Consider the following 22,332-nt stretch of genomic DNA (forward strand, 5'->3'; position numbering starts at 1 on the left):
TGTGTGCCGAAGGAATACCCCTTTTCATCGGCACCCGCAAACTTTTAATTAGACCAGTTCTGTTTTTTTAAAGCGGGGCAGAATTTCAGCGGTCGGCCCCAGGGCAACCACTTCGCCACTCTGTAACCATAAGATCCGATCGCATTTTGCCAAAGTGGAAAGACGGTGGGCGATAATGATTTGAGTTCGATCTGAGAAGAATTCCTCAGTCGCTCGGACCAGAATTTCTTCGGATTGAGGGTCCACGGAGCTGGTCGCCTCGTCCATAATCACAATCGGCGATTGTTGTAACAGGCAGCGAGCCATACATAAAAGTTGTCGTTCCCCCAGGGACAAGTTCTTGCCGCGCTCTTCGATTCTCATATCGAGACCCTGTGGCTGCGTCAGAACCCAGTCCAGCAGTCCCACTTGGCGAAGAACTGCCGTGAGCTTTTCCTCTGTCAGCGAGTTGTCGATATCCAAATTCGAACGCAAAGTCCCTTGGAACAAGATCGGTTCTTGGGAAATAAAGGCAATCGATTGACGGTAGAGATTCAAATCCACACCTTGTGCTGATTCTTGAAGCTTCGGTTGATGACCATTAATGGCGATATGTCCCTTATCAATCGGGTAGAGATAAAACAAAGCCTGAATGAGGCTCGATTTTCCAGAACCGGTGCGGCCTACGATCCCCAGTCTTTCCCCAGCTTTGATTTCCAAGTTCAAATTTTTAAGAACCCAAGGAAGGTCTTCGCGGTATCTAAACCAAAGGTCCTTTATTTCTACGGATGCGCAGCGCTCTTCAGTCAAGCGACGGTGGTTTAGATATTTCTCCAAAGTCGGCGTATAAGTGGCGTGACCCGTGCTGAACTGGGACGATGCCGGCAAAAGGCTGCCTTGTTCGAGCTCCATGCGCATGTATTGATCCAAGCGTTCAACACCAATCATGGCCTCTTCAAATTGGGTCAGCCACTCGAAGAACATTTGCACTGTATTTCCAGAAAGGGCGATGAAAGTGAAAGCCACACCCACCGAACCGATGCTGGCCCAGCCTTTCTCCACCATAAAGTAAGAAGAAACGCCCGTGATCAAAAGCAGAAAGGCACTGAGGCTGTTCATTTGAAATGAGAAACTCAAAATCTGCCGAGTCGTATAAAGTCGCTGTGAGAGGTAATAGCGATCTAAACTTTCAAAGCGCTCTGTGAAGGAGGCCTGTCTGCGGAAAGAGCGAATTGTGCTGGCCCCTTGGGTTGTTTCCGCGAAATGCGCAATACTTGGGGAGCGACTGGCTGAAAGTTCGCGACGGGCTTGTCTGAGCTTGGCCTGGTTGAGCTTGTAAATCAGGTAGTTTAGCGCCGCAATAAACAGAACAAAAATCAAAAACAAAGGGTTTGCGATGGTGATCAAAATCACCATCATCACCAGATCAAAGATGATAGCCAAGAACTCAGCCAAGGGGCCACCAAACAAACGGAAGATATTTCCGTAATCGCTTGAGAAGCGGGTGATAATTCGCCCGGCTGGTGTGTTATCAAAGAAGCTCATTGGAAGCCGCGATGTGCGCAAGGTCACTTCATCATAAAAACTGGAAATAGCCTTCGCTGAAAGACGGGAGAATCCCACCCGGAAAACCAGTGTCATAGCAAAGCCGGTAAGAACCATCGACATCAGCAAAATGATAATTTGCTTTGAGTCCATGCCAGTCAGGGGAGAAGGCTTGCCAACCAGGGTGTCGACCCAGTAACCGATCACGTTCGTATTTGCCAAAAGCAAGCCACGTCCTAAGACACCCAGGCCAATGCACAGACCAATGCGACCCAAGAAGGGTTTATAAGCCATGTGTAAAGTTTGATAGATGGTTTTATTATAACCACCTTCACGCTTCACTTCGCCGTCAGATAAGTACTTCGGACGTACAACAGTGCGATTTTGTTTAGACACGAGACACCTCCTTCGTTCCAGTGGCCTCTTTGGCGACCGTGGTGGTGTATTCGCGGAATTTTTCATTGCGCGCGAGAAGCTCTTCGAAAGTTCCCTGGTCGATGATGCGACCGTCTTCCATAAATAAAATACGATCCACTTTATGAAGTGCACTCAAACGGTGAGTCACCAGCAAGCGGGTGCGATTGTCCCAAGCCCCCAGCAACAATTGATCAAACAGCTTTTGTTCCGTATCAACGTCGACAGCACTCAAGCAGTCATCGAGTAAAAGAATTGGAGCCTGATGGAAGTGCACCCGCGCCAAGCTGACGCGTTGACGTTGTCCTCCGGATAAGTTGACTCCGCGCTCACCAATCTCAGTGTTGAGACCTTTTTCAACACGCTCGGTGCTAAGATCAAATTGGGCCAATTTCAAAGATTCTTCGACGAGAGGATCCCGATCCGGGTCGATATCATAAAGGAAAGCCACGTTTTCACGCAGACTCGCACTCATGATGAAGCCTTCTTGGGGCACATAGGCAAATTGCCCCCGCACCTCATCGGCCGACAGGTCCAACGCATTCTTGTCGCCAATATGATAGAAATCAAACTGCGCGCCAGTTTCCTTCAGTAGGGAAAGGAGCAGCATCGATTTTCCCGAGCCAACTTCGCCGACAACGGCGACGAACTCTCCGTGTTGGACGTCCAAATTGATGTCTTTCAAAATATTTCTAGCGCCAATGCGCAGGCTCATGCCGCGAACTTGCAGTGCATAAGTTTCATCTCTCTGGCGCATCTTGCTCAACTCGGCTTTGTTGCTGATCTCTTCAGTTTGATTGTTCTTAATTGCAAAGAAGTCTTCCAAACGTTTCAAAGATGTCCAGGAATCAAAGGCGAAAGTGAAAAACCACGGCATTTGACGGAAAGGGCGGGTCAGGAAGATTCCCACGATCCATAAAAGTGCGAGCAGCTCGCCGCCAGTTAAATGTTGCTTCGAATAAAGGACCAGGGTTCCCAATGCGACAACATTCAGGATGAATGTGATGGATGATGAAATCGCATTCATGACCTGACCATTCGTCACCATTTTGACACGATTTTGAGTCTCGATTTCGCGTTTGACGAAAATGTGTTTTTCAAAATGACGAATCCATCCAAGGATGCGGATTGTGCGGATGTTTTGAACCCACTCATTGACCAAGCCGATACGCTCAGCGGCCAGGGTTTTAAATCTGAAAAAGAACTTTGATTGACGAAGGCCCATGAAGGTATTCAGAACGGTAATTCCGGTCATCACCAATACGGTTGGCCACAATGGAATTTCAAAAAGCACAGAAATAGCAAAGGGTGCCAGAACAAGAGGGAATAAGGTCGATGCTCCGGCTGGTAAAGTTTGATCCAGAAATACCGTCGCTCCTTGAACATCGGTCGCATACAAAGAGACGATCTCGCCGACGGGGCGGTGGCTCATGGTGTCCACGCGCAAGTTCAAAGTCTTTTCGTAAAGTCTTTCAGCAAAAACTCTTTGCATGAACAAGGCTTCTTTTGCACTGAGGTAATTCGTCAGTTGAGAAAAAGCCTGGGCCGTTAGTACACAAATAAAGGCACCAACAATAAACCAGAGTGGTGTATTGACATCAAAGACATGAAGTTTGGTTTGTACGCCCGTGAGTTGATCGATGAATTCCTTTTGGAAAAAGGGACCCAGAAGACCGAAGACGGCAGCCGCCAAAGAACAGAGCAGGATCAGGATCCGAGCGTGGAATCGGGTGAAGATAACTTCGCGAAAGAGTGTTTTCATAATGCATCGTCCCTAAACCAACCCGTTAAACTCATGCGGTTGGCACTGCTTTTTTCCACTTGATGGGGAAAAAGGTCACTGCGGAAAAGAATCAAGGTGCCCATTGTAGGTTCCACTTGGCCCAGCATTTCAGAATCCTTATCTGGATTATACAGGCTGAGCTCTCCGCCGTGATCCTTTTGCCAATTCTCATTGAGATAAAGCACAAAAGTAATTTTGCGATGGTTGGATCCTCCACCAGAGCTGCCAGAATTTTGGCCTGAATTTGGGCGGTGATTATCAATGTGTTTGGCATAGCCCGCACCCGGCGGGTAAAGCGCAAAGTGAGCTTCCACGCGTCTGAGTCCCAGGAAGAAAAATTGATTCAGAGATTGTCGAATCAACTCAAGGCATTGGTGAAAGGGGTGAGAGTCGTCCAGCCATTGAATGAAGTCACCACGAATTTCGCTACGCACAGTTTTGCTGGCGCCTTTACCAATGGAGGCCTTGCTCAATTGTCCCGCCGCCGCAAGGTTTTGACACTCGTGGGCAAGGTCTTTACAGAAGTCTTCTGAAAAGACCTGCTTAGAAATTGCCCAGTTTTTCTGAGCCAATTCTTCCAACATGTCCTCTAAAGCTGTGAGATTGATTTGCTTCTGTTCCAAAGTGTTGCCATCCTATGCCTGTGAGGCATTGATGGCAAAAAGTTCTTTCACTCGTCGCGAGTTTTTAAAAGTTTCTGCACTGAGTTCTACCGCTGTTGCTTTGGGTGGCTGTGCAAGTTTAGATCGTCTTTTTATGGGCGACAAAAGGGACTTGGCGAACGAAGTTATTATTCTGGGTGCCGGTGCGGCGGGACTTGCTGCAGCTTATTCTCTTAAGAAGAAAAAAATTCCGTTTCGTATTTTTGAGGCGTCCTCGCGTGTGGGCGGACGAGTGCAATCCATTTCCGTTTTTCCCGAAGGTGGCCCCGTGGCCGAACTCGGGGCGGAGTTCTTCGAGGAGTCTCATCAAAGTATTTTCACTCTGGCCAAGGATCTGAACCTGGATGTGCGCCAGGTAAAGTCGACTCCGGGTCTTGAAGCGCATATGTTTTCGTTTAATGGGCAGATCTATCAAGTGAAAGATTTGGTTCCTCGAATGAAGACCCTGCAGGCGCCGCTACGTCGTGTGCGTGCCGATCTTTATCGCCAGCAGGATGTGACATTAACCTACAAGAATTCATTGCAATATGAACGCTCGACTTATTACGACAGCTTGTCGTTGAAAGATCTTCTGAATCTTTGGAAGAGTGAAGTCGATCCTTTAATTTTGGAACTCATTGAAGCTCAAGCTATTGCCCGTTTTGGGGTGGATGCGGAGTCACAGTCCTCGATTCATTTCTTGGAAACTTTGGATGCTGAAGGCAGCTCTTTGTTGTCGGGGCGAAATACCTTTCGCATGGAAGGCGGCTTGAACCGCTTGATTTCGACTCTGCAGGGCCGAGTGGCAGGGGTGGTTCCTGACTATATTCTTAAGACCAACCATGTGCTGACCGACCTGTCAGAGAAAAAAGATGTCTTCACTTTGACCTTCCAAACACCCAAGGGCAAAGAAACATACACGACGAAAAATGTGATCTGCACCATTCCTTTTTCAAAACTTCGTGAAGTGAATGGCTTGCAAGAAATTGGTTTTTCTAATTTGAAAAAGGAAGCCATCCTGACTCAGGCCTATGCGACTCATAGCAAAGGTGTCTTGGCTTTCAATGAAACCTTTTGGCGAAAGAAATCAGGCAAAACTCCAGGTAACGTCGGAAATTTCACGGGGGACTTTGTTACTCAAAAGTTCTGGGATTCCGGTCGCGCCCAAGAGGGAACTCAAGGCCTGCTGACTTTTCAGCGCGGAGGCAAGTCCGGAGCGGAAACGGGCGGCAATGCTGCGGCCGTCGCCAAAGCGGATCTGAGTTTGTTCTATGCTGATTTAGGTTCCAAGCAAGTGCTCAATTCGGAAGTTATCAACTGGAGTCTGAAGCCGTGGGCTTTGGGCTCTATGGCTTACTTCAAAAAAGGTCAGTATATGCGCTATAAGGGTGTTGCCGGCGAGCCTGAATTTGGTGGGCGTTTTCTGTTTGCAGGGGAGCACACCAGTCTGAAATTTGCGGGAACTTTGCACGGAGCCATTGAAAGCGGCCTGCAAGCTGCGGCCGCTATTTCAATTTAATTTAGATTTACCGTCAAAGTTGCATCCTGGCCGGATGCAGAGACGAAATTATCAACATCCGCTTTGTTGATTGAATTGATCAATGAGCTCATATGATTGCTGGTGGCAGAAACTCCCTGAGGGATTGTGCCATCAGCATTGATCCAGCTGTAGTTCGCCTGAGAAGAAACCACAAACACCACAATGTTGTAAGAAGGGCGGAAGCCTTCTTTTTCAACTTGCACCGCCGGCAAATTCACAGAGTCTGAAGTCAGATAAACCGTGCGTGATTCTTTGACTTGGGAGATGTTAATTTGCGAAGCGTCCGTGGAAATAAACGGACGAGAACCCACAGCATAAAGAACTGTCAGATACTGACCACGTAAATTTCCAAGGCGATTAATTTGCAATGACGGGATGGTTTCAAAGCGAGCCGCCTCGGCATTTCTTTGTGAAACCGAACCACTCATTAGGCCTAAACCAATGATAAGGGTCAAAGCGTTGATGACGATGAGTTTGAGGGATCTCATTATTTAACTCCAGTTTTCGCGTAATTCAAATACATCACTAAGTGACCCGTTTGATCCATCATCAGTCGATTGATGTCGAGGTTCATACCCAAAACTTCCGGAGGCAATGGCAAAGAGCCAGGGATGTTGGTTTGAGTTGTCGCCCAGGTCGCGCATTTCTTTCTCAGTTCTTCTCTGATTCCAGAGTAGACTTTACCTCTCCAAAGACCATTCAAAAGTTTTCCGGCCGTTGAAAGATACTTTTCATCCATAGTCATTGTTGAGTCGTCGATTTTGTAAAGGATGAGCTGCAGCCCGTCCTTATCTTTCATTTGCGCCAATTTGGCAATGATGTCGAAGTCCAAAACAATAGAATCTTTGAGGAAAGTGGAGTCCGGCTTGTTTTCGATAGAAACATGAAGTTTCACAAAGGTTTCTTGTTGTTTCAAAACCACGCCAGCTAAAGGTTTTACATAGTCGATCGTCGGCATCGCCATCAGTTTCATGGTGTCGCCGCCATTTTCGATTTTCTCAAAGTTGCGTCGTTCGAAGGAAAGCTGCAAAACACGGTTGATCACAGCCCGGTCCAAGCTCAATGCAATATCATAGTTTTCCATAGGCAACTGGTTCAGGGCGACCTCGCCGCGGGATTTGTCGATCGCGCGAGGAGTGCTTTTTGAATTCAGTGTGTCTTCAACATAGGCCGCAACATCCACATTCAGTGATTTATTGAGATTGATATTTTGCAGTCTCAAGCCCCATTTAAAATTAGGCCTTGTATCAGTGGCATCTTTGCCTGGTGGGGCCATATCCTGGATCTGCTCAAGATTGCCGGCCAAGAATTCTTTGGCTTTTTGATTGAGCATATCCGGAAGAGTCTTGCGCGTGAACTCACCCAAGTTTGAACGAACTTTTTCGATCAACAGGGGAGCCTGTTTCGTCAGGAGCTTGTCGACTTCTTGATTGTTAAGATAGAATTTCTTCCCGTTCACTTCGACCGCAAAAGTCGGAACAATCAACTTCTGATATTGGAGAGCAATCGCCGTTTGATCCAGGTTGTTTTCGAGCTCGAGGGCTTCAAACTCCAACTGACCATTGGCATTCATGCGAATATAGAAAGGCAAACGCATCTTCAATGGAGTTTGATTGTCTCCAATTGAAATCGTCACGTTCTCCAGACCTGCCTTGCCGAGGAATTCGTTATTTAAATCCCAAGCCAAAATGGAAGCGGTGGAGAGAGTGAATTTTTTGACTTCAAGTTCAATAGCGAGAACGGCGCCTTCACGTTTACCAAGGCTGCGCATCAATGCTTCGTCAGTCACTAAACCAAAGCGGGAAAACTGTGCAACATAGCCGGATTCGCCAATTTGTACCGTCGGTAAATGTGGATTTAATGAAAAGCCCACCAGCCATGTGCTCAACAAGTCTTTCATTTGTTTGTAAGTAGCAACCGCTTCAGGATTGTCCTTGGCGTAATCGTCGGGATTGATCGGCTTGTCCATGGTGTAGTTCATCGCCGGGAAGTAACCTTCATCCAACTTCACGCCCATATTGCCTAAGATATTACTTAGATTCTGGTCGAAGTACTTCATACCTCGAGGAGTGATCTGCAATTGAACTGCTTTAGGCAAAATATGGGGATCTGAAATCGACGGGCTGGCATCGCCCGCATAAGCGCTCACCCCTTGCATGGTTAACAAGAGGGGAATGAGGATTTTAGATCGCTGTAGCCGACGTACCATTAAAATTCTCCCGTTACGGACTTGAATCCATGCGTTGCGAATGCAAGAGCGAATCCAGGAGTTTTGGGCCCTGGAGTGGGCCTCATTTTGATACAGGGGATATGGCGGTGTCTAAAATTGGTACAGGTGACAAATGACGGCGCCACCCAGCCGGAACCTAGATGGAACGTCGAAGGCTTTCATCAGGGAAAGTTAGAATGCCCAGCCGTAGCCAGCAGAGAAAATCATCTGATTGGCAGAGGAGGTGCTATTGTTTGGGAACATCGCATAGTCAAATTGGAAAGGGATGAAATTGTCTTTGCTGAGCGAATAGTCAGCACCCAGGGAACCTATGATTGTCTGGTTGGTGGTGACTTTGCTGGTGTCCAGGACGTTGCTGCTTTTTCCAATTGCGAAAAGGAAGCCCAAACCACCACCGCCCCAGATGTCCCAGGTTTTGCTCTTATGGAAAGAGTAGCGGATCAGAGCATTCACACCTAAATAGCTAAGATCAACACTACAGTCTGTCGTACCATTGCAGATCGCAGAGTCCGCTGTGCCCTTGGCAACCAGTGTTTGGTATCCACCAAGAAATTTCACGCTGATGTTTTTATCAAGTTGCATTTGATAGAAGCCCAAAAGATTGAAGCTTGTACCGGTGAGGCTGACAGAACCATTTGCAGGCTTCACAGTCATATTGTTCATCGCATAGCCAACCGATAAACCACCGGCAGCTTTGTCTTTAGAGCGATGAGCACCGCCCGCATGACCTTCATATGCTTCCAGAGCAAAACCTTCAGAAGGTTTACCCTTGTCTATGGTAGCTACAGCCTTATTGCCTTTGACTTGCTTGACGGTGAGAAGTGCTTTGCGTTTTCCCTGCTCGTTAAGAGCCATGAACTGATCGCCCACGGCGACGGAGTCGCCTTCTAGATCAATAAGAGCTTTTCCATTCTTGACCACCGTAATTTTGGCAGCTTGAGCGTGGAAAGAGAAAAGGCAGAATGTCATAGCGGCGATTAGTGTTTTCATCACTGTCTCTATCGACATTTATTGATTGAACTTAAACAGGACTAAGAGGGGGCGATGAGAGTGTCCTCTTGATAAGTCGAGCACAGTGACATCCCATCATGAGACGTTAGAAGGAAGGGAGGACTATTTCAATTTGAGTCAGTGGCTGATCGGCGGTTGTCGTTGGAACAGTTTAGAATGCATTTAGCCTAAAAAATACCGGTAAAGATCTCTGCTATGGCTCATATCTTCCGATAAGAATTGGACGGGGGATTGAGATGAAAAAGCACTTATTTAAAATCAGCGGGCTGGTTGGCGCCGGAATTTTGATTTTGTGTTTCCAGAATTGCAGCGACATGGTCGTTCAAGATGAAGTCATCTATCAATCAAGCCTGGCTGAATATCAAAAAGATCTTGATCAAAAAAATCTTCCCAGCATTCTTTCTTCGAGTGGTTTGGCATATTGGTCGAAGCCTGGTGCACCTTCCTACGTGGATATTGTCACCAGCCCGAATCTTTTTTTGGCAGATAAATGGAGCGTGGTCATCGCAGCTGATCGCAGTGCCCCGAATGGAACATTGTTTGGTTTCAATTCAGGTATGAACTCTGAGGAAGGTCGAATTTCCATTGTCGGAGGAAAACTGCGCGCCTACCATTTTTCCGATGCCAGTAACTACTCCTACGTGGAAACGAATCTTCCCACGACAGGTACTAAGATGGTCATTGCTGCTGCATTTGGCGCAGAGCCAACGCAAATCACTTTGTTAGTAAATGGTGTTATTCAAACAGCAGCAATTGCAAAAACGGGAGTGCCTGGCACGTTCTCTTTGCTGGCTAAAAGTGTGGGAACCGTTTCAAACTCTGTCATCGAGTCTTTTGTCCATGGTGCGCCGGATACAGGTGTCACTCTGAATGCTGGTCAGCTCAATGTAATGTCCCGCTATATTGCGACGGAGAATTCGATTCCCAATGTTATTTATGACCCGACATTGATGGGTAGTGGAGATGGCAGCAACACCACGGTGACAGATCCCCTGCTAGTGGCTGCGAAAGCGGTCATCGATGCAAAATGTATCAGTTGTCATAATTCAACTGGGAGTGGCGGCAATTTGACTGGTTTGACTTCGGCGAAGGCTGTTGCCGGCGGTTGGGTTGTGGCTGGCAGACCAGATCAATCCAAGCTTTACTTCCGTTTGAAAGGCTCTTTGTCTGGACCTTCCGACAAAAGAGACATGCCGGCCGGTGGTGGTTCGATCTCTGCTGCTGAAGTGAAAGCAGTTGCAGACTGGATTTCTGCTATTAAATAACTCTATAATCTTTAAAAAACCGCATGAAGACGGGGGAAGCAAATAAATGAAACTATTAGTGACATCATTGATTTTGGCATTAGGTGTGAGCAGCTCTGCATTTGCACAGCAAGTGACTGTTGATATCACCTTGAATCCAATGGGCGATTTCAAAGCAAAGACTTCCGATGTAAAAGGGGAAGCTGTTGTGAAGGGCGACGAAGTGTCAGCCCAGAACATCGTTGTAAACATGAAGACTTTGAAAACAGGTGTTGAGCTGCGCGATAAGCACACGCAAAAGCATCTTGAAACTGCAAAGTTCCCAGAGGCTGTCTTGATCTCGGCAACGGGTAAAGGTGGCAAAGGGAAAGGTAAAATTAAAATCAGAGGTATCGAAAAAGATGTCGAAGGAACTTACAAAGTTGAAGGCAAAGTGTTGAAAGCTGATTTCAAGCTGAACATTGCTGACTTCGATATGAAAGATATCAACTATATGGGTGTTGGCGTTGAAGACGAAGTTGTTCTTCATGTCGCGATCCCAGTAAAGCCGTAGTGGATCAGACTCCGGCTTAGTGAGTGGCGCTTACTGAATGCGGTAAGCTAAACCGATTCTCCAGAAGGTGGCCCCTTTATCGAGGGGGCCAATTCCTTGATAAAAATCCAATTTATCTGAAATTCGCAAGTTCGCATCTGCCAACGCCGTCAAAGTAAAATTTCTTGTAGCGTCGACGGTCAGGCCGGCAGTCTCCGAAGGCCATTCTACATTTCGAACATAAGCCATACCAGTTAAGCCCACATTCACTCGCCCTGTCAGGCGATAGAATACGCGTGGGCTCAAGCCAATAATTGTGAAGGGCTGTTTGTCCTTTTGGTAGGGGATCGTTGAAACATTGCCACCACCGTTGGCGCGACCGGTTCCAATGAATCCACCAAAATTCCAGCCCCAGCGATAGTAGATAGTTTCTCGCTGATAGCTCAAAGCAAGTCCGCTGTAGTTGGCGACGTCATTCTCTGATTTGCCAGCCTGTTTAAGAAGCAAAGCTTCATTCCACTGCAAAGTAGAAAGCCCAATCGCTGATGTGGTGATCGAGGAAACAGATTTCTTTCTTGTTGGAGTGCTGATAGCGGTTTTTCCCTCAGCAGGAGTCTCTGTCTCTGGAGTTTCGGCCGCCGCAGTGCCGGCGTCAGAAGAAACCGGGACTTCATTTGAAACTTGCTCTTCCGCGAAAGCTGGAAGAGCCCCTAGAGTCAGAACAGAGGAAGCAAGCAATGACAATGCAATTATTTTTTTCATATGTGCCTTCACTTAGCCCCCATCTAATAAGATACGTGAATTTGAGATTGAAGAGTCCAGGCGTCAAATTGCCCAGAGCCATCTTCAAATGTTTTTCCGTTCACGGCCATAAAGCGCAGCTCCGTGCGAGGGAGAGGGAACATCATCGCACCGAAACTGTACTTTAAGTTTTCAGCAGAGGCCTTGTTGATGTCCGCTTTGCTGGTCTCGATCGCCGTCAAAATATTGTAACCACGGCGAATGAGAATGAGAGATTCAATCCATGCATAGGTTCCTAAAGTGGCATCGGCATTGGTCAGTTTGTCTTTGCGTTTTTTTAAACCAAACTCAGCCAGGACGGCTGTGCCTTTAGAGACGCCAATGCGCGAAGTGAATGCAGCGAGATCCCACTGCACTGATTTATTTTCAGAGTGCAATGCCGAACCACCAATTTTGAAGTTTTCAAAAAGCTGGTACTCGCCAACGACAGAAGCCCCTTTTTGCTTGATGTCTTCATCGTCATAGCTGTTACCGAAGAAGCCATTCACGGCGATATCCCACGTCGGATAAGTGAAATGCGCAATCGCACCCAAAGACTGGTCAAATTGTCCCAGAGTGATTGGTGAACGATTTACCGCCGTATGGTCGACGTTGCGAATCCCATAGGCTTTGTCCATTTGACCCGCATAAAGCCAAAGATTGTTATTCACCTTCCAACGCAAGTAATATTCTTTTGCGTACCAGTCCCATTGCTTGACGTTTGTGTGAGGCGGGTAGGCATCGGCATTTGAAATCGTGGTGATCAAGGCAACGTTTTGCTTTTTATCTGCAAAGAAGCTGAGATTCACATCTTCTTGCATGTTGATGTACTTCTCAATGGTCTGACTGCTGCCAGGATTTACTTTGTACCAAAGGCCACGGTATTTCAAACCTGGTCGGAACCACCAGGGAAGTTTTTGGGAGCCCAGGAAACCAGATTGGGCGGCGATGGTTTCCTCCTCAGTGTGCTTGTCATAGACATCACGAGCTGTGATCTCAGTCGCAAAAAGGGCCCGACCGTAGTCATTCAGAGCCCCACCGCCAAGACCGTTGTAATGACAGGTGATGCAAGAAGAGTAGCTGTAGCCGATAAAGTCAGGATAGGCATGCGCTTCTTGTTGGTTGAAAAGCAAAAGAAAGGGAGTCAATAAGAGTATCGATTTGATTTTTCTCACAATGAGACAATCATAGAAGACCAGACTTTAGAATCAATAGAAAAAAATTGTAAACATCACGAAATGGAGCCGATAAGTCATGTATGGAAACAAAATCACTCGGTCTTGAGCGCCCCTTGGTAGTGCAGTTGGCGGCCGCAGTCTTGATAGCAACTCCCGTTATGGATATTCTGAGCGGCCATCGTTCAGGATCCTATTTATTTGATGCTCTAAGTTGGCTTCTTATCTTCGGAGCCGGGGCAAGTTTAATGGTGCGCCATAAGTCTTCGTGGCTCTTGGGTATTGTTCTTTGCGTTCTGTTTGTTATCTATAATCTCTTTACAATTATTCAATCAATGCAGCCAGGTGGAAATCCCGTCGCTCAAACAGCGCGGTTGTTAGATTGTCTGTTGGTGGCTTTCATTATTGGATCGGTATTCTATTTCTTCCGCTATCCATATTTGGATCGCCGTCAACATTGGTTTGCGCCTACGGGAAGCCGTTTTGCCGCTCAAACACCCGTGGTCCTCAACGGGGCTTTTCAGACAAATTCTTTGGATCTGTCATACACAGGAGCTCGTATTGCTCTGCCCCAAGGTAACGCGGGTGTGGGGGGATTCAAAAAAGGGGACCGTGTGTCATTACTACTGAGTGAGATTAATGACCTTCTTTTTCAGGCCAAAGTCCTTGAGGTGCAAGAGAGTTATATCCGGGTGCATTTCGAGGGGGCTTCTGCGCAAGAACAAGAATTGATTCGTCAATGGTTGTCGAGCCAGAATTTGCCAAAGGCATAGTTTTCGGGCATAAGAGATCTTCTTTTTAAGGTGAATAATGGCAAAAAAATCCAGTAAGAAAAAAGTATCACCGAAGGTTGAGGAAGCTCATGTCCTTCCGTTGAGTGTTAAGAAAATTCTCGCGAATGTGCGTCCCACGCCGATGATCGAAAACGGTCTGTCGAATGAAGATAAGATCGAGAAAATCACAGAGAAATTTACTGAGATCCTGGAAGTTCTAGGACTGGATCTTAAAGACGACAGTTTGATCGATACGCCAAAGCGTATTGCCAAGATGTATGTGAATGAAGTCTTTGGTGGTTTGGATCCGCACAAGTTCCCTAAGATGACGGTTATTGAAAACACCATGAAGTACGATCAAATGATCGTGATTCAAGCAATTGAATGCTTATCCTTCTGTGAACATCACTTTTTGCCAATCGACGGTGTCGCGACGGTGGCTTATATTCCTAATAAAAAAGTGATCGGACTTTCCAAGATCAATCGCATTGTTCAATACTTCTCTCGTCGTCCGCAGGTCCAAGAACGATTGACGAAACAAATCGCAGACTGTCTTCAATATGTCCTTGAAACTGATCACGTGGCTGTGCACATCAATGCAAAACACTACTGCGTCATGATGAGAGGTATCGAAGATACCCACTCCACAACCGCAACTTCCGATCTGCGAGGCCACTTCAAAACCCTCCCAGAAACCCGCGAAGAGTTCCTCCATCACTGCCGCCTGAAATAAGCAAAAGGTGCCAGGCACCTTTTGCTTCACTCGCTGCGTAATAAAAAAGGGATCATTAGTGATCCCTTTTTTTTATTCTAATGGAGCAGGCGACTTATTGAAGAATCAAAAAAGTAAGTCCGTACTCTTTACGTTGTCAGGGCAGATTGCAAAAGCTCTCGAGAATTTTTGGAGAGATTTGGCGCGGCCACCATACGCTTGATTTGTGTCAAAGCTTTGTCTTTCATCACGGGATCCAATTTTTGAACGAAGTTGAAAGCAGAGCACAGACGAGCCGCCACTTGCGGATTCTTTGCGTCGACTTCCAAGATCTTATCCGCATAAGCTTCATAGACATTCAACTTCGGATCATTGAAGCGCACGATGTTTGCGCTAAAGGCCCTAAGCAATGAATACACGTTGTTTGGATTTTGCAAATTGAAAGTCGGGTGCTGGGTGAGCGCCATCACATCTTTCAATACATCAGGACGAGATGTTGCCGACGCCTGAGCTGTGAACCACTTGTTGATCACAACAGAGTCGTTTTTCCATTCGTCGTGGAAATGTTGCAAAGCTTTTTCGCGATACTCTGATTGTGAGTCAGCCAAAATCGTCAGGGCCGTCATACGGTCGGTCATGTTTTGCGCATCCCAATACTGCTTATTTACGATTTCCAGAATCTCTGGATCCTGCAACTCAGCAAGATAAGACAAGGCTTGGTTTTTTAGCTGACGATGACCGAAGACTTTGGTATCGCGGCTTTTTGGCTCCACACCATGAAATTGACGGTAAGTTTCCAGAAGAGCCGCTTTGTTCATCTTGGCAATTGTTTTGCGCACAGTAACTCGAGCTTTATGGAACGCTTCTGCATCCAAAACTGGTTCGACCTGCGCCAAAACCGCATAGCTTGGAAGCTGCAACATCTTCGCCTTGAATGATGGGTCGATATTTGGATCGCGAATTACCGCGCTTAGTGCATTGATGTATTTTTCGTCGACCTGCAAAGCTTCACCTTTGCGAGCTTTGGCAATGAGATTTGAAAGCACGCGAAGACCCATCTTTTGTGCCATCTCACGACGGTTGAATGAGTCCGTGTCTTTTTCCATCAAGAAGTACAAATCATCTTCAGAAGCTTCCCAATGCAAATTCACCGGTGCAGAAAACTCCCTCAAGATTGAAAGCACAGGTCTTTCTTTGATTCCCTTAAAGACAAAAGTCTTTTTGTGATCTTTCAGTTCAATCAGATGTTTGCCATCCGTATTTTGGGTGATGTGCTCGCAGTTCAGAGCGAGTTCTTTGCCGTTTTTGTCCAGAAGTCCCATCATCAAAGGAACATGGAACGGTTCCTTGGTGGGTTGATTCGGTGTGGGTGGGCAGCTTTGCTCCAAAGTCAGATGATACTCTCCCGCCGCTGCATCGAATTTTTCAAGCACAGAAACAACCGGTGTTCCGGATTGATTGTACCAGCGTTTGAATTGAGAGAAGTCTTTGCCGTTAGGTTCAGAGATCGCTGCTGCAAAATCTTCTGTGGTCACAGCTTGTCCATCATGGCGACGGAAGTATTCATCCATGCCTTTGCGGAAACCTTTGCGACCGACAATTGTTTGCATCATGCGGATCAACTCGGATCCTTTTTCATAGATTGTCATGGTGAAGAAGTTATCAACCGCCATGCATGACTCTGGACGAACGGGGTGAGCGTTGGGTCCTGCGTCTTCTGCGAATTGTCCTGCGCGAAGGGCATCGACATCTTCAATTCTTTGCACCGCGCGTTCAGTCATATCCGCAGAAAATTCCTGATCACGGAAGACGGTTAAGCCTTCTTTCAAAGACAATTGGAACCAGTTCGCCACGGTCACACGGTTTCCAGTCCAGTTGTGGAAGTATTCGTGCGCGACGACGGATTCAATGGAGTGGAAGTCTGTATCCGTTGCCGAAGAAGAATCGGCCAGCACCAGGCGGGAGTTAAAGATATTCAAGCCTTTGTTTTCCATGGCACCGGCATTGAAATCATCAATCGCCACGATCATGTAGTCATTCAAATCGTATTCAAGTCCATAAACATCTTGATCCCAAGTCATGGCTTTTTTCAAAGAGTCCATAGCATGCCAGCAACGATCTTGCTTGCCATGGGAGGCATAAACTTCCAAATTCACCTTGCGACCTGAAGTTGTGGTGAAGGTGTCACGAATCACGCCCAAGTCGCCAGCGACCAGAGCAAAGAGGTAACAAGGCTTTTTATGCGGATCACTCCAGTAAGCTTTGTGGCGGCCGTTACCCAAGTCTTCAGTTTTAATGCGATCGCCATTTGAAAGCAGCACGGGATACTTCTTTTTATCTGCTTCAATGGTCACAGAGTAAGATGTCATCACATCGGGGCGGTCGAAGAAGTAAGTGATTTTTCTGAATCCTTGAGCTTCACACTGAGTGCAGAAGATACCGCTGGATTTGTAAAGTCCTTCCAGAGACGTGTTGTTTTGCGGTTCCAGCTGCGTTTCAATTTCCAATGTGAAAGAAGCAGGGACGGATGGGATGATCAACTCTTCCGCAGTCACTTGATATTCAGTGGGTTGAAGTTCCTGGCCGTTGATTTTGACCGCAATGAGTTTGAGGTCGACGCCGTTCAGGTGTAGTGCAGAGCCTGCCGTCAGTTGCTTAATAGCGCTTTTAGCGCGAACTCGACAAAAGTCTTCGTTCAAGTTGAAGTCGAGGTGCACAGAATCAACAGAAAAAGCTGGGCCTTTATAGTCTTTGAGATAAATTTTTTCTTGTTTCATAGTGCCTCGCTTCTGATAATAGGTGAATGAGCTTGGTTTTCACTTCTATCACAATAAATACTATGCATCTACAGGACATGCTCGATTTTTATCAAATTATCGGCTTCCAATTTAAGGCCGTTAAAGTTGATAAGGGTAGTGAAGTTTACCGAGCAGTGCATAGCGGTGTCGAGTTCTCATTATACTCGATAAAAAACGTCCAAAAATCACAAATCCCAAGCCTGCAATTGGGTTTTCGGATTACAGATTTAGAAAAATGTGTTGGCCAACTGAATCAAGTCAATGGCGCCATGTGTATTTTGGATCCTACAGAAATGCCAGACGGGAAAAAGGCCATCATTCTTGATCCGGACGGTCACTCGATTGAGCTTGTTGAAAACTAAGAAAATGCTGTCAGACAATCGGAAATAAAGAAAAGGGGCTTGAATCCCCTTTTTTAATATTAGTGTTGATACATGCGGTCTTCGAAGGCTGCAAGGGCCGCCTTGGCACCTTCACCCATTGCGATCACGATCTGCTTATATGGAGTCGTCGTGACATCCCCCGCAGCGTAAATACCCGGAATCGAAGTGCGGCATTTCTCATCGACGATGATCTCGCCAAATTTGCTCATGTTCACAGTGTCTTTTAAAAACTGACTGTTCGGCACCAAGCCAATTTGTACAAAGATACCATCCAGATCCATCTTCTCGGTTTTATCCAAAGAACGATCTACGTATTGTATCTGCTGAACCTTCTGGCCATCGCCAATGATCTTTTCAGTGCGCGCACTGGTCACGATTGAAACGTTGGGCAGAGACTTGAGTTTATCAACCAGGATTTGATCGGCTTTCAAAGCGTCGTTGTATTCAAAGACCACGACTTCGCGAACGATGCCCGCCAAGTCAATAGCGGCTTCAACGCCAGAGTTTCCTCCGCCGACCACAGCCACTTTTTTGCCTTTATAGAACGGACCATCGCAGTGAGGGCAGTAGGCCACACCACGGCCCATATATTCTTTTTCACCTTCGACACCCAGTTCGCGCCATTTTGCGCCAGTCGTAACGATGATGGAATCTGCCGTGAGGTGTTCGCCACTTTCCAGTTCGATGGCTTTAACTTTATTTTCAGTGTGAACTTTTTTAACCCGGCGATTTTCAAAAACGCGGACCGGGTAGCTCGCGATGTGTTGATTCAACTGGGCCGCCAACTGAGGACCCTCGGTGTAAGTTACAGAAATCAAGTTTTCAATACCTTTGGTTTCATTCACCTGACCGCCGATTTTTTCAGTGATCAAAGCAGTGCTTTGGCCTTTGCGAACGCTATAAATAGCTGCCGCTGAACCTGCAGGTCCGCCGCCAATGACCAAGACATCGAAGTGACCCAAATTTTTATTGATAGGCTCTGAAGGCGCTGCAGTTTCATCCACACCAAAAGTCGCTTCTAATTTGGCCAAAAGATCTAAAAGTTGAATACGGCCAGAGTGGAACATTTTGGAGTTCGCAACTAAGCTTGGAACTCCTTGGATTCCCAATTTTTGCACTTCATCCTGAACGTAACCACCGTCGATGATTTCATGACGAAGGCTGCCGTGGACAAGGGCCAATTGATTGATCGCCTGAACAACTTCAGGGCAGTTTTCACAAGTTAAAGAAATAAATGTCTGAATAGTGATATTTTTATTCAAACGTTTCACACGGTCCACGATCAGGCTGTCTAAAAGCTTTCCTTTGCGGTTGGTATTTAGAATTGCCAAAATCAAAGAAGTAAATTCGTGTCCGCCGGGAATGCCCTTGAAGACAATTCCTGTATGTTTTCCCTCATAAGAGATATGGAATTGAGGCATGGCAGAGTTGTTGCCATCATTCTTGCGCAAGACAATCAGAGGGGAAGTGCTTGCAACATCTTGAAGCATTTCAAGAAGATCGTTTTGGTCGTCATGGGCGCTGTTTTCATAGACAAGCTCTACCGGTTTATCAAGTGCCGCAAATACAGAAGTTAGTTGTTCTTTCATTTGTGGATCTAACATGACAGCCTCCTACAGCCGAGACAGGATCAATACGGGATACAGAGAGAAGTCTCCACTCTTGCGAGTGGAGACTGAGAACTTCTAAACAAAACTAGATTTTACCAACAAGGTCCAAACCAGGTTTCAAAGTCGCTTTGCCTGGAGTCCATTTAGCTGGGCACACTTCGCCAGGATTTGCAGCGATGTATTGAGCAGCTTGAGTTTTACGGAACAGCTCATCAGCATTACGGCCGATACCGTTGTCTTGGATTTCAGCCAACTTGATTTCGCCCGCTGGGTTCACAAGGAAAGTACCGCGGTATGCAAGACCTGCTTCTTCAATGTGAACACCAAAAGCGCGAGTCAAGAAACCAGTTGGGTCTGCCAACATTGGGTACTTGATTTTTTTGATTGTTTCAGAAGTGTCATGCCAAGCTTTGTGAGTGAAGTGAGTGTCAGTGCTCACGCCATAAACTTCACAACCGATTTTTTGGAAATCAGCATATTTGTCAGCCATGTCACCAAGTTCAGTTGGGCATACAAAAGTAAAGTCAGCAGGGTAGAAGAAGAAGATAGACCATTTACCTTTAAGGTCTGCTTGAGTCACAGTTTTGAATTCACCGTGGTGGTAAGCTTCAACTTTAAAGTCAGGCACTTTTGTATTGATAAGAGTTGTCATTGTTTCTCCTTAATGGGTTTTTAGTTCTGGCCACGGTGACTCATTTTGGTAAGTCACAGTTATGGCCTTTTGTTAGCAAACATCTTTCGTCTTCAACAGTACGGGATCAACTTAATTTAAGGAAATTGATAATAAAAATGAATTGATAGATTTTCTCGATTGCACTAGAATAGGGCATGTTGGAGGGGCTATGACTCCTAAAGTGAACTTTTCTTTGACTCAGCTCGAATACGTGATGGCTGTCCATAAATATGGTCATTTTGCCAAGGCCGCTGAGGCTTGTTACGTGACGCAGCCAACCTTAAGTATGCAGATTCAAAAGCTGGAAGAAGATCTAGGGGCGGTGATTTTTGATCGGTCTAAGAAACCGATTCTTCTGACGCCTGTGGGGAAGAAGCTTGTCGCACAAATGCAGTCCGTGCTTTTTGAGGCCAAAAAAATTGAGAATATCATTCAGCAGGAAAAGAAGGGGGCGAAACAGGGAAGCTTGGTGATTGGTGTTATTCCGACGATAGCGCCTTATCTTTTGCCGCGCCTTTTGCCAGTTTGTGAAGAGATGTTTCCGGCTGTGGATCTCACCATTCGCGAAATGCAAACTCATCAAATATTGGAAGCACTGGATAATGATGAGATCGACGTCGGTCTGTTGGCAACTCCTACTCAAATGCCCAAGATATTTGAACTGCCTTTGTATTATGAACCTTTTTATGTCCTGACTCACAAAGGTCACGAATACAGTCAGATGAAGAAAATTAAATATCACAGCCTTGGGCGAGATGATATTTGGCTTTTGCAAGAAGGACATTGTCTGCGCAATCAGGTTCTGGATCTTTGCGCCATTAAAAATGGAAAAGGAAAAGATCGTCGCTATAAGTTTGAAAGCGGCAGTTTGGAAACACTTAAGAACTTGGTCAATCTTTATGGCGGTTACACGCTGGTTCCGTATTTAGCCAGCGAGCAAATTGGTGAGCACAGTCAGATTGTTCCATTTGAGCGCCCCATACCCGCGCGCGAAATTGGGCTGGTCTATCGGCGTGAGCATTATAAGAGCGAGTTGATTGAATCTTTAGGGGACGCGGTGTTGAAGTGTATTCCTGAGGAACTTAGAAAGATTCGTTCCAAAGATTTGGATGTTCTGCCGATTAGCTAGTCTTAAAAAACCAGACCGCCCCCGGTGGAATTGCATTGTGGGGAGCGGATACTCGCAGTGGCGAGGTGAAATGATAATTGTAGCTCATAATGAATTATGAGAGGGTTTAAATGATGACTAGAAAACCTTTGGAATCAAGAGAAGACGTGCAGCTCATGGTCGATAGCTTTTACGACAAAGTTCGTAAAGACGGTCTGATCGGTCCGATCTTTAATGATGTTGCCAAAGTTAATTGGCCGGAGCATTTGCCGAAGCTCTATAACTTTTGGTCAGATCTTTTGTTGGGCGAAGATACCTATCGCGGGCGCCCATTTCCACCGCATATGCATTTGAATTTAAAGCCGGCTCATTTTGAGCAATGGTTGAGACTTTTTGTTGAGACTGTCGATGATCACTTCATCGGTTTGAAGGCTGAAGAAGCAAAGGCACGGGCGGTGCGAATAGCTAGAAACTTCATGATCAATTTGAATCTCTTGGACAACAACTAACCTTCCCAGGGTCAGTGTCTTTCTTCAGTCTTTGCTGTTGTTTTATGGCAAAGTGAAGCCTTTTACTACATGCCAACGACAGAGAGTTTTATTTTTAAAGCAGGAGGCTCGTATGAAGCTCACTGTGACATTCTCCTCTCAAGGCCGCATGTTGGAAGCCGCTCTTTTCTTACCACCGCAAAGCACTTCGGAGCTGTCTCCTGCGCTTTTGTTCGAAGGAACAATGACGGGGGCCACGGCTATGGTCACGGAGCATATTGCTCATGATCTCAGTGAAGAAGGTTTTGTCTGCATGGTCTTGGATCATGCTTTTTATGGGGATGATGAATCTTCTGCGCAATCTTGGGAGTCCCCATATAAGCGGGTGGAAGATATTAAGGCGGGGTTGAAGATTCTAAGCGAGCAAGCTACGACCGATCGTGAAAGTATTGTCGGTGTTGGAGTCAGTGTGGGAGCAGAGTATCTCGCTCGCGCTATTCACGAGTCGTCTGTTTGCAAAGGCTTTGTGATGGTGCAGGGGCCGTTTGACGATGCACAAAATCATGTTGGCAATTTGGATATTCCCACTTTGATTGTTAATGAAAACAATCTTGATGCAGCCGTGGATGAAATTTCGATATGGGTCAAAACTTTGTTGAATCGACCTGGCAATATGAAGCCACTTAACAAGTCGGCTCCATTTGATTGGAGTAACTATGATAAATAATTGCGATAAATAGAACACAAGAGTTCACAATAGTTAGGGTTTTAATTCAAAAGTAGGCGTGTTATAGTGGTTTCAATCATGTGCGCAAAAGTATTACTATCTACTATCAACAAGCTCTTAGAGACCCATAAGGGTTTGAAGCTGTTGTGCGCGCTTCATTCGAAGTAGTATTTCCTTTTTAAAGGT

Annotated in this window: 20 protein-coding genes; 9 read left to right on the forward strand and 11 right to left on the reverse strand. The window is 46.2% G+C overall.

All coding sequences use genetic code 11. The features are described from left to right. Window positions 1-48 precede the first annotated feature (48 nt). The 3 genes from NWE73_RS06730 to NWE73_RS06740 are packed head-to-tail and all read right to left on the reverse strand — an operon-like array spanning window position 49 to window position 4,344. A complete protein-coding gene (locus NWE73_RS06730) occupies window positions 49-1,920 on the reverse strand; it encodes an ABC transporter ATP-binding protein (protein WP_277577529.1) in 1,872 nt (623 codons plus the stop codon). Continuing rightward, on the reverse strand, window positions 1,913-3,700 hold the full coding sequence (locus NWE73_RS06735) for an ABC transporter ATP-binding protein (RefSeq protein ID WP_277577530.1): 1,788 nt from the start codon (window positions 3,698-3,700) through the stop codon (window positions 1,913-1,915). The genes NWE73_RS06730 and NWE73_RS06735 overlap by 8 nt, the downstream gene beginning before the upstream one ends. Then, window positions 3,697-4,344 carry a 2OG-Fe(II) oxygenase gene (locus tag NWE73_RS06740; protein ID WP_277577531.1) on the reverse strand — a complete coding sequence of 216 codons (648 nt, stop codon included), beginning with the start codon at window positions 4,342-4,344 and terminating at the stop codon, window positions 3,697-3,699. Before NWE73_RS06740 ends, NWE73_RS06735 begins: the two co-directional genes overlap by 4 nt. Before the next feature lie 31 nt (window positions 4,345-4,375). Here NWE73_RS06740 and NWE73_RS06745 point away from each other — a divergent pair, with 31 nt between their 5' ends. Continuing rightward, entirely contained in the window at window positions 4,376-5,881 is a 1,506-nt protein-coding gene (locus NWE73_RS06745; protein ID WP_277577532.1) for an FAD-dependent oxidoreductase, read from the forward strand. On the opposite strand, the gene NWE73_RS06750 is transcribed toward NWE73_RS06745, so the two are convergent. The 3 genes from NWE73_RS06750 to NWE73_RS06760 form a co-directional block, all read right to left on the reverse strand. Continuing rightward, a complete protein-coding gene (locus NWE73_RS06750) occupies window positions 5,878-6,390 on the reverse strand; it encodes a hypothetical protein (RefSeq protein ID WP_277577533.1) in 513 nt (170 codons plus the stop codon). The genes NWE73_RS06745 and NWE73_RS06750 overlap by 4 nt on opposite strands. Continuing rightward, window positions 6,390-8,111 (reverse strand): DUF2785 domain-containing protein, encoded by a 1,722-nt coding sequence (locus NWE73_RS06755; RefSeq protein ID WP_277577534.1) that lies wholly within the window; start codon window positions 8,109-8,111, stop codon window positions 6,390-6,392. Before NWE73_RS06755 ends, NWE73_RS06750 begins: the two co-directional genes overlap by 1 nt. A 192-nt stretch (window positions 8,112-8,303) precedes the next feature. Beyond that, complete coding sequence (locus tag NWE73_RS06760; RefSeq protein ID WP_277577535.1) at window positions 8,304-9,122, reverse strand: hypothetical protein; 819 nt, start codon at window positions 9,120-9,122, stop codon at window positions 8,304-8,306. Window positions 9,123-9,379: 257 nt separating this feature from the next. On the opposite strand from NWE73_RS06760, the gene NWE73_RS06765 reads away from it, so the two are divergent. Both NWE73_RS06765 and NWE73_RS06770 read left to right on the forward strand, forming a co-directional pair. Beyond that, window positions 9,380-10,408, forward strand: coding sequence for a c-type cytochrome (locus NWE73_RS06765; RefSeq protein ID WP_277577536.1), 1,029 nt, complete (start codon window positions 9,380-9,382; stop codon window positions 10,406-10,408). Between the two features lie 46 nt (window positions 10,409-10,454). After that, window positions 10,455-10,940: a YceI family protein gene (locus NWE73_RS06770; protein ID WP_277577537.1), complete on the forward strand. Its 486-nt coding sequence runs from the start codon at window positions 10,455-10,457 to the stop codon at window positions 10,938-10,940. A gap of 30 nt (window positions 10,941-10,970) precedes the next feature. On the opposite strand, the gene NWE73_RS06775 is transcribed toward NWE73_RS06770, so the two are convergent. Next, entirely contained in the window at window positions 10,971-11,681 is a 711-nt protein-coding gene (locus tag NWE73_RS06775; RefSeq protein ID WP_277577538.1) for a hypothetical protein, read from the reverse strand. A 23-nt stretch (window positions 11,682-11,704) separates the two neighbouring features. Next, window positions 11,705-12,874, reverse strand: coding sequence for a hypothetical protein (locus NWE73_RS06780; RefSeq protein WP_277577539.1), 1,170 nt, complete (start codon window positions 12,872-12,874; stop codon window positions 11,705-11,707). An 83-nt stretch (window positions 12,875-12,957) separates the two neighbouring features. Between NWE73_RS06780 and NWE73_RS06785 the strand changes: the two genes are divergently transcribed. Then, window positions 12,958-13,647 (forward strand): PilZ domain-containing protein, encoded by a 690-nt coding sequence (locus tag NWE73_RS06785; protein WP_277577540.1) that lies wholly within the window; start codon window positions 12,958-12,960, stop codon window positions 13,645-13,647. Window positions 13,648-13,684: 37 nt separating this feature from the next. Next, window positions 13,685-14,380 carry a GTP cyclohydrolase I FolE gene (folE, locus tag NWE73_RS06790; protein WP_277577541.1) on the forward strand — a complete coding sequence of 232 codons (696 nt, stop codon included), beginning with the start codon at window positions 13,685-13,687 and terminating at the stop codon, window positions 14,378-14,380. A gap of 128 nt (window positions 14,381-14,508) precedes the next feature. On the opposite strand, the gene pepN is transcribed toward folE, so the two are convergent. Further along, a complete protein-coding gene (gene pepN, locus NWE73_RS06795) occupies window positions 14,509-17,136 on the reverse strand; it encodes an aminopeptidase N (RefSeq protein ID WP_277577542.1) in 2,628 nt (875 codons plus the stop codon). 26 nt (window positions 17,137-17,162) lie between these two features. Here pepN and NWE73_RS06800 point away from each other — a divergent pair, with 26 nt between their 5' ends. Continuing rightward, entirely contained in the window at window positions 17,163-17,519 is a 357-nt protein-coding gene (locus NWE73_RS06800; protein ID WP_277577543.1) for a VOC family protein, read from the forward strand. A 59-nt stretch (window positions 17,520-17,578) separates the two neighbouring features. On the opposite strand, the gene ahpF is transcribed toward NWE73_RS06800, so the two are convergent. Next, entirely contained in the window at window positions 17,579-19,144 is a 1,566-nt protein-coding gene (ahpF, locus tag NWE73_RS06805; protein ID WP_277577544.1) for an alkyl hydroperoxide reductase subunit F, read from the reverse strand. Window positions 19,145-19,235: 91 nt separating this feature from the next. Further along, window positions 19,236-19,802: an alkyl hydroperoxide reductase subunit C gene (gene ahpC / locus NWE73_RS06810; RefSeq protein WP_277577545.1), complete on the reverse strand. Its 567-nt coding sequence runs from the start codon at window positions 19,800-19,802 to the stop codon at window positions 19,236-19,238. Window positions 19,803-19,992: 190 nt separating this feature from the next. Here ahpC and NWE73_RS06815 point away from each other — a divergent pair, with 190 nt between their 5' ends. From NWE73_RS06815 to NWE73_RS06825, 3 genes are all read left to right on the forward strand, one after another. Then, window positions 19,993-20,952: a hydrogen peroxide-inducible genes activator gene (locus tag NWE73_RS06815; RefSeq protein WP_277577546.1), complete on the forward strand. Its 960-nt coding sequence runs from the start codon at window positions 19,993-19,995 to the stop codon at window positions 20,950-20,952. Window positions 20,953-21,062: 110 nt separating this feature from the next. Next, entirely contained in the window at window positions 21,063-21,440 is a 378-nt protein-coding gene (locus NWE73_RS06820) for a group III truncated hemoglobin (RefSeq protein WP_277577547.1), read from the forward strand. 112 nt (window positions 21,441-21,552) lie between these two features. Beyond that, window positions 21,553-22,146, forward strand: coding sequence for an alpha/beta hydrolase family protein (locus NWE73_RS06825; protein WP_277577548.1), 594 nt, complete (start codon window positions 21,553-21,555; stop codon window positions 22,144-22,146). Window positions 22,147-22,332: the final 186 nt, after the last annotated feature.

Origin of the sequence: Bdellovibrio svalbardensis (assembly GCF_029531655.1) — a bacterium.
Classification (GTDB): Bacteria; Bdellovibrionota; Bdellovibrionia; order Bdellovibrionales; family Bdellovibrionaceae; genus Bdellovibrio; species Bdellovibrio svalbardensis.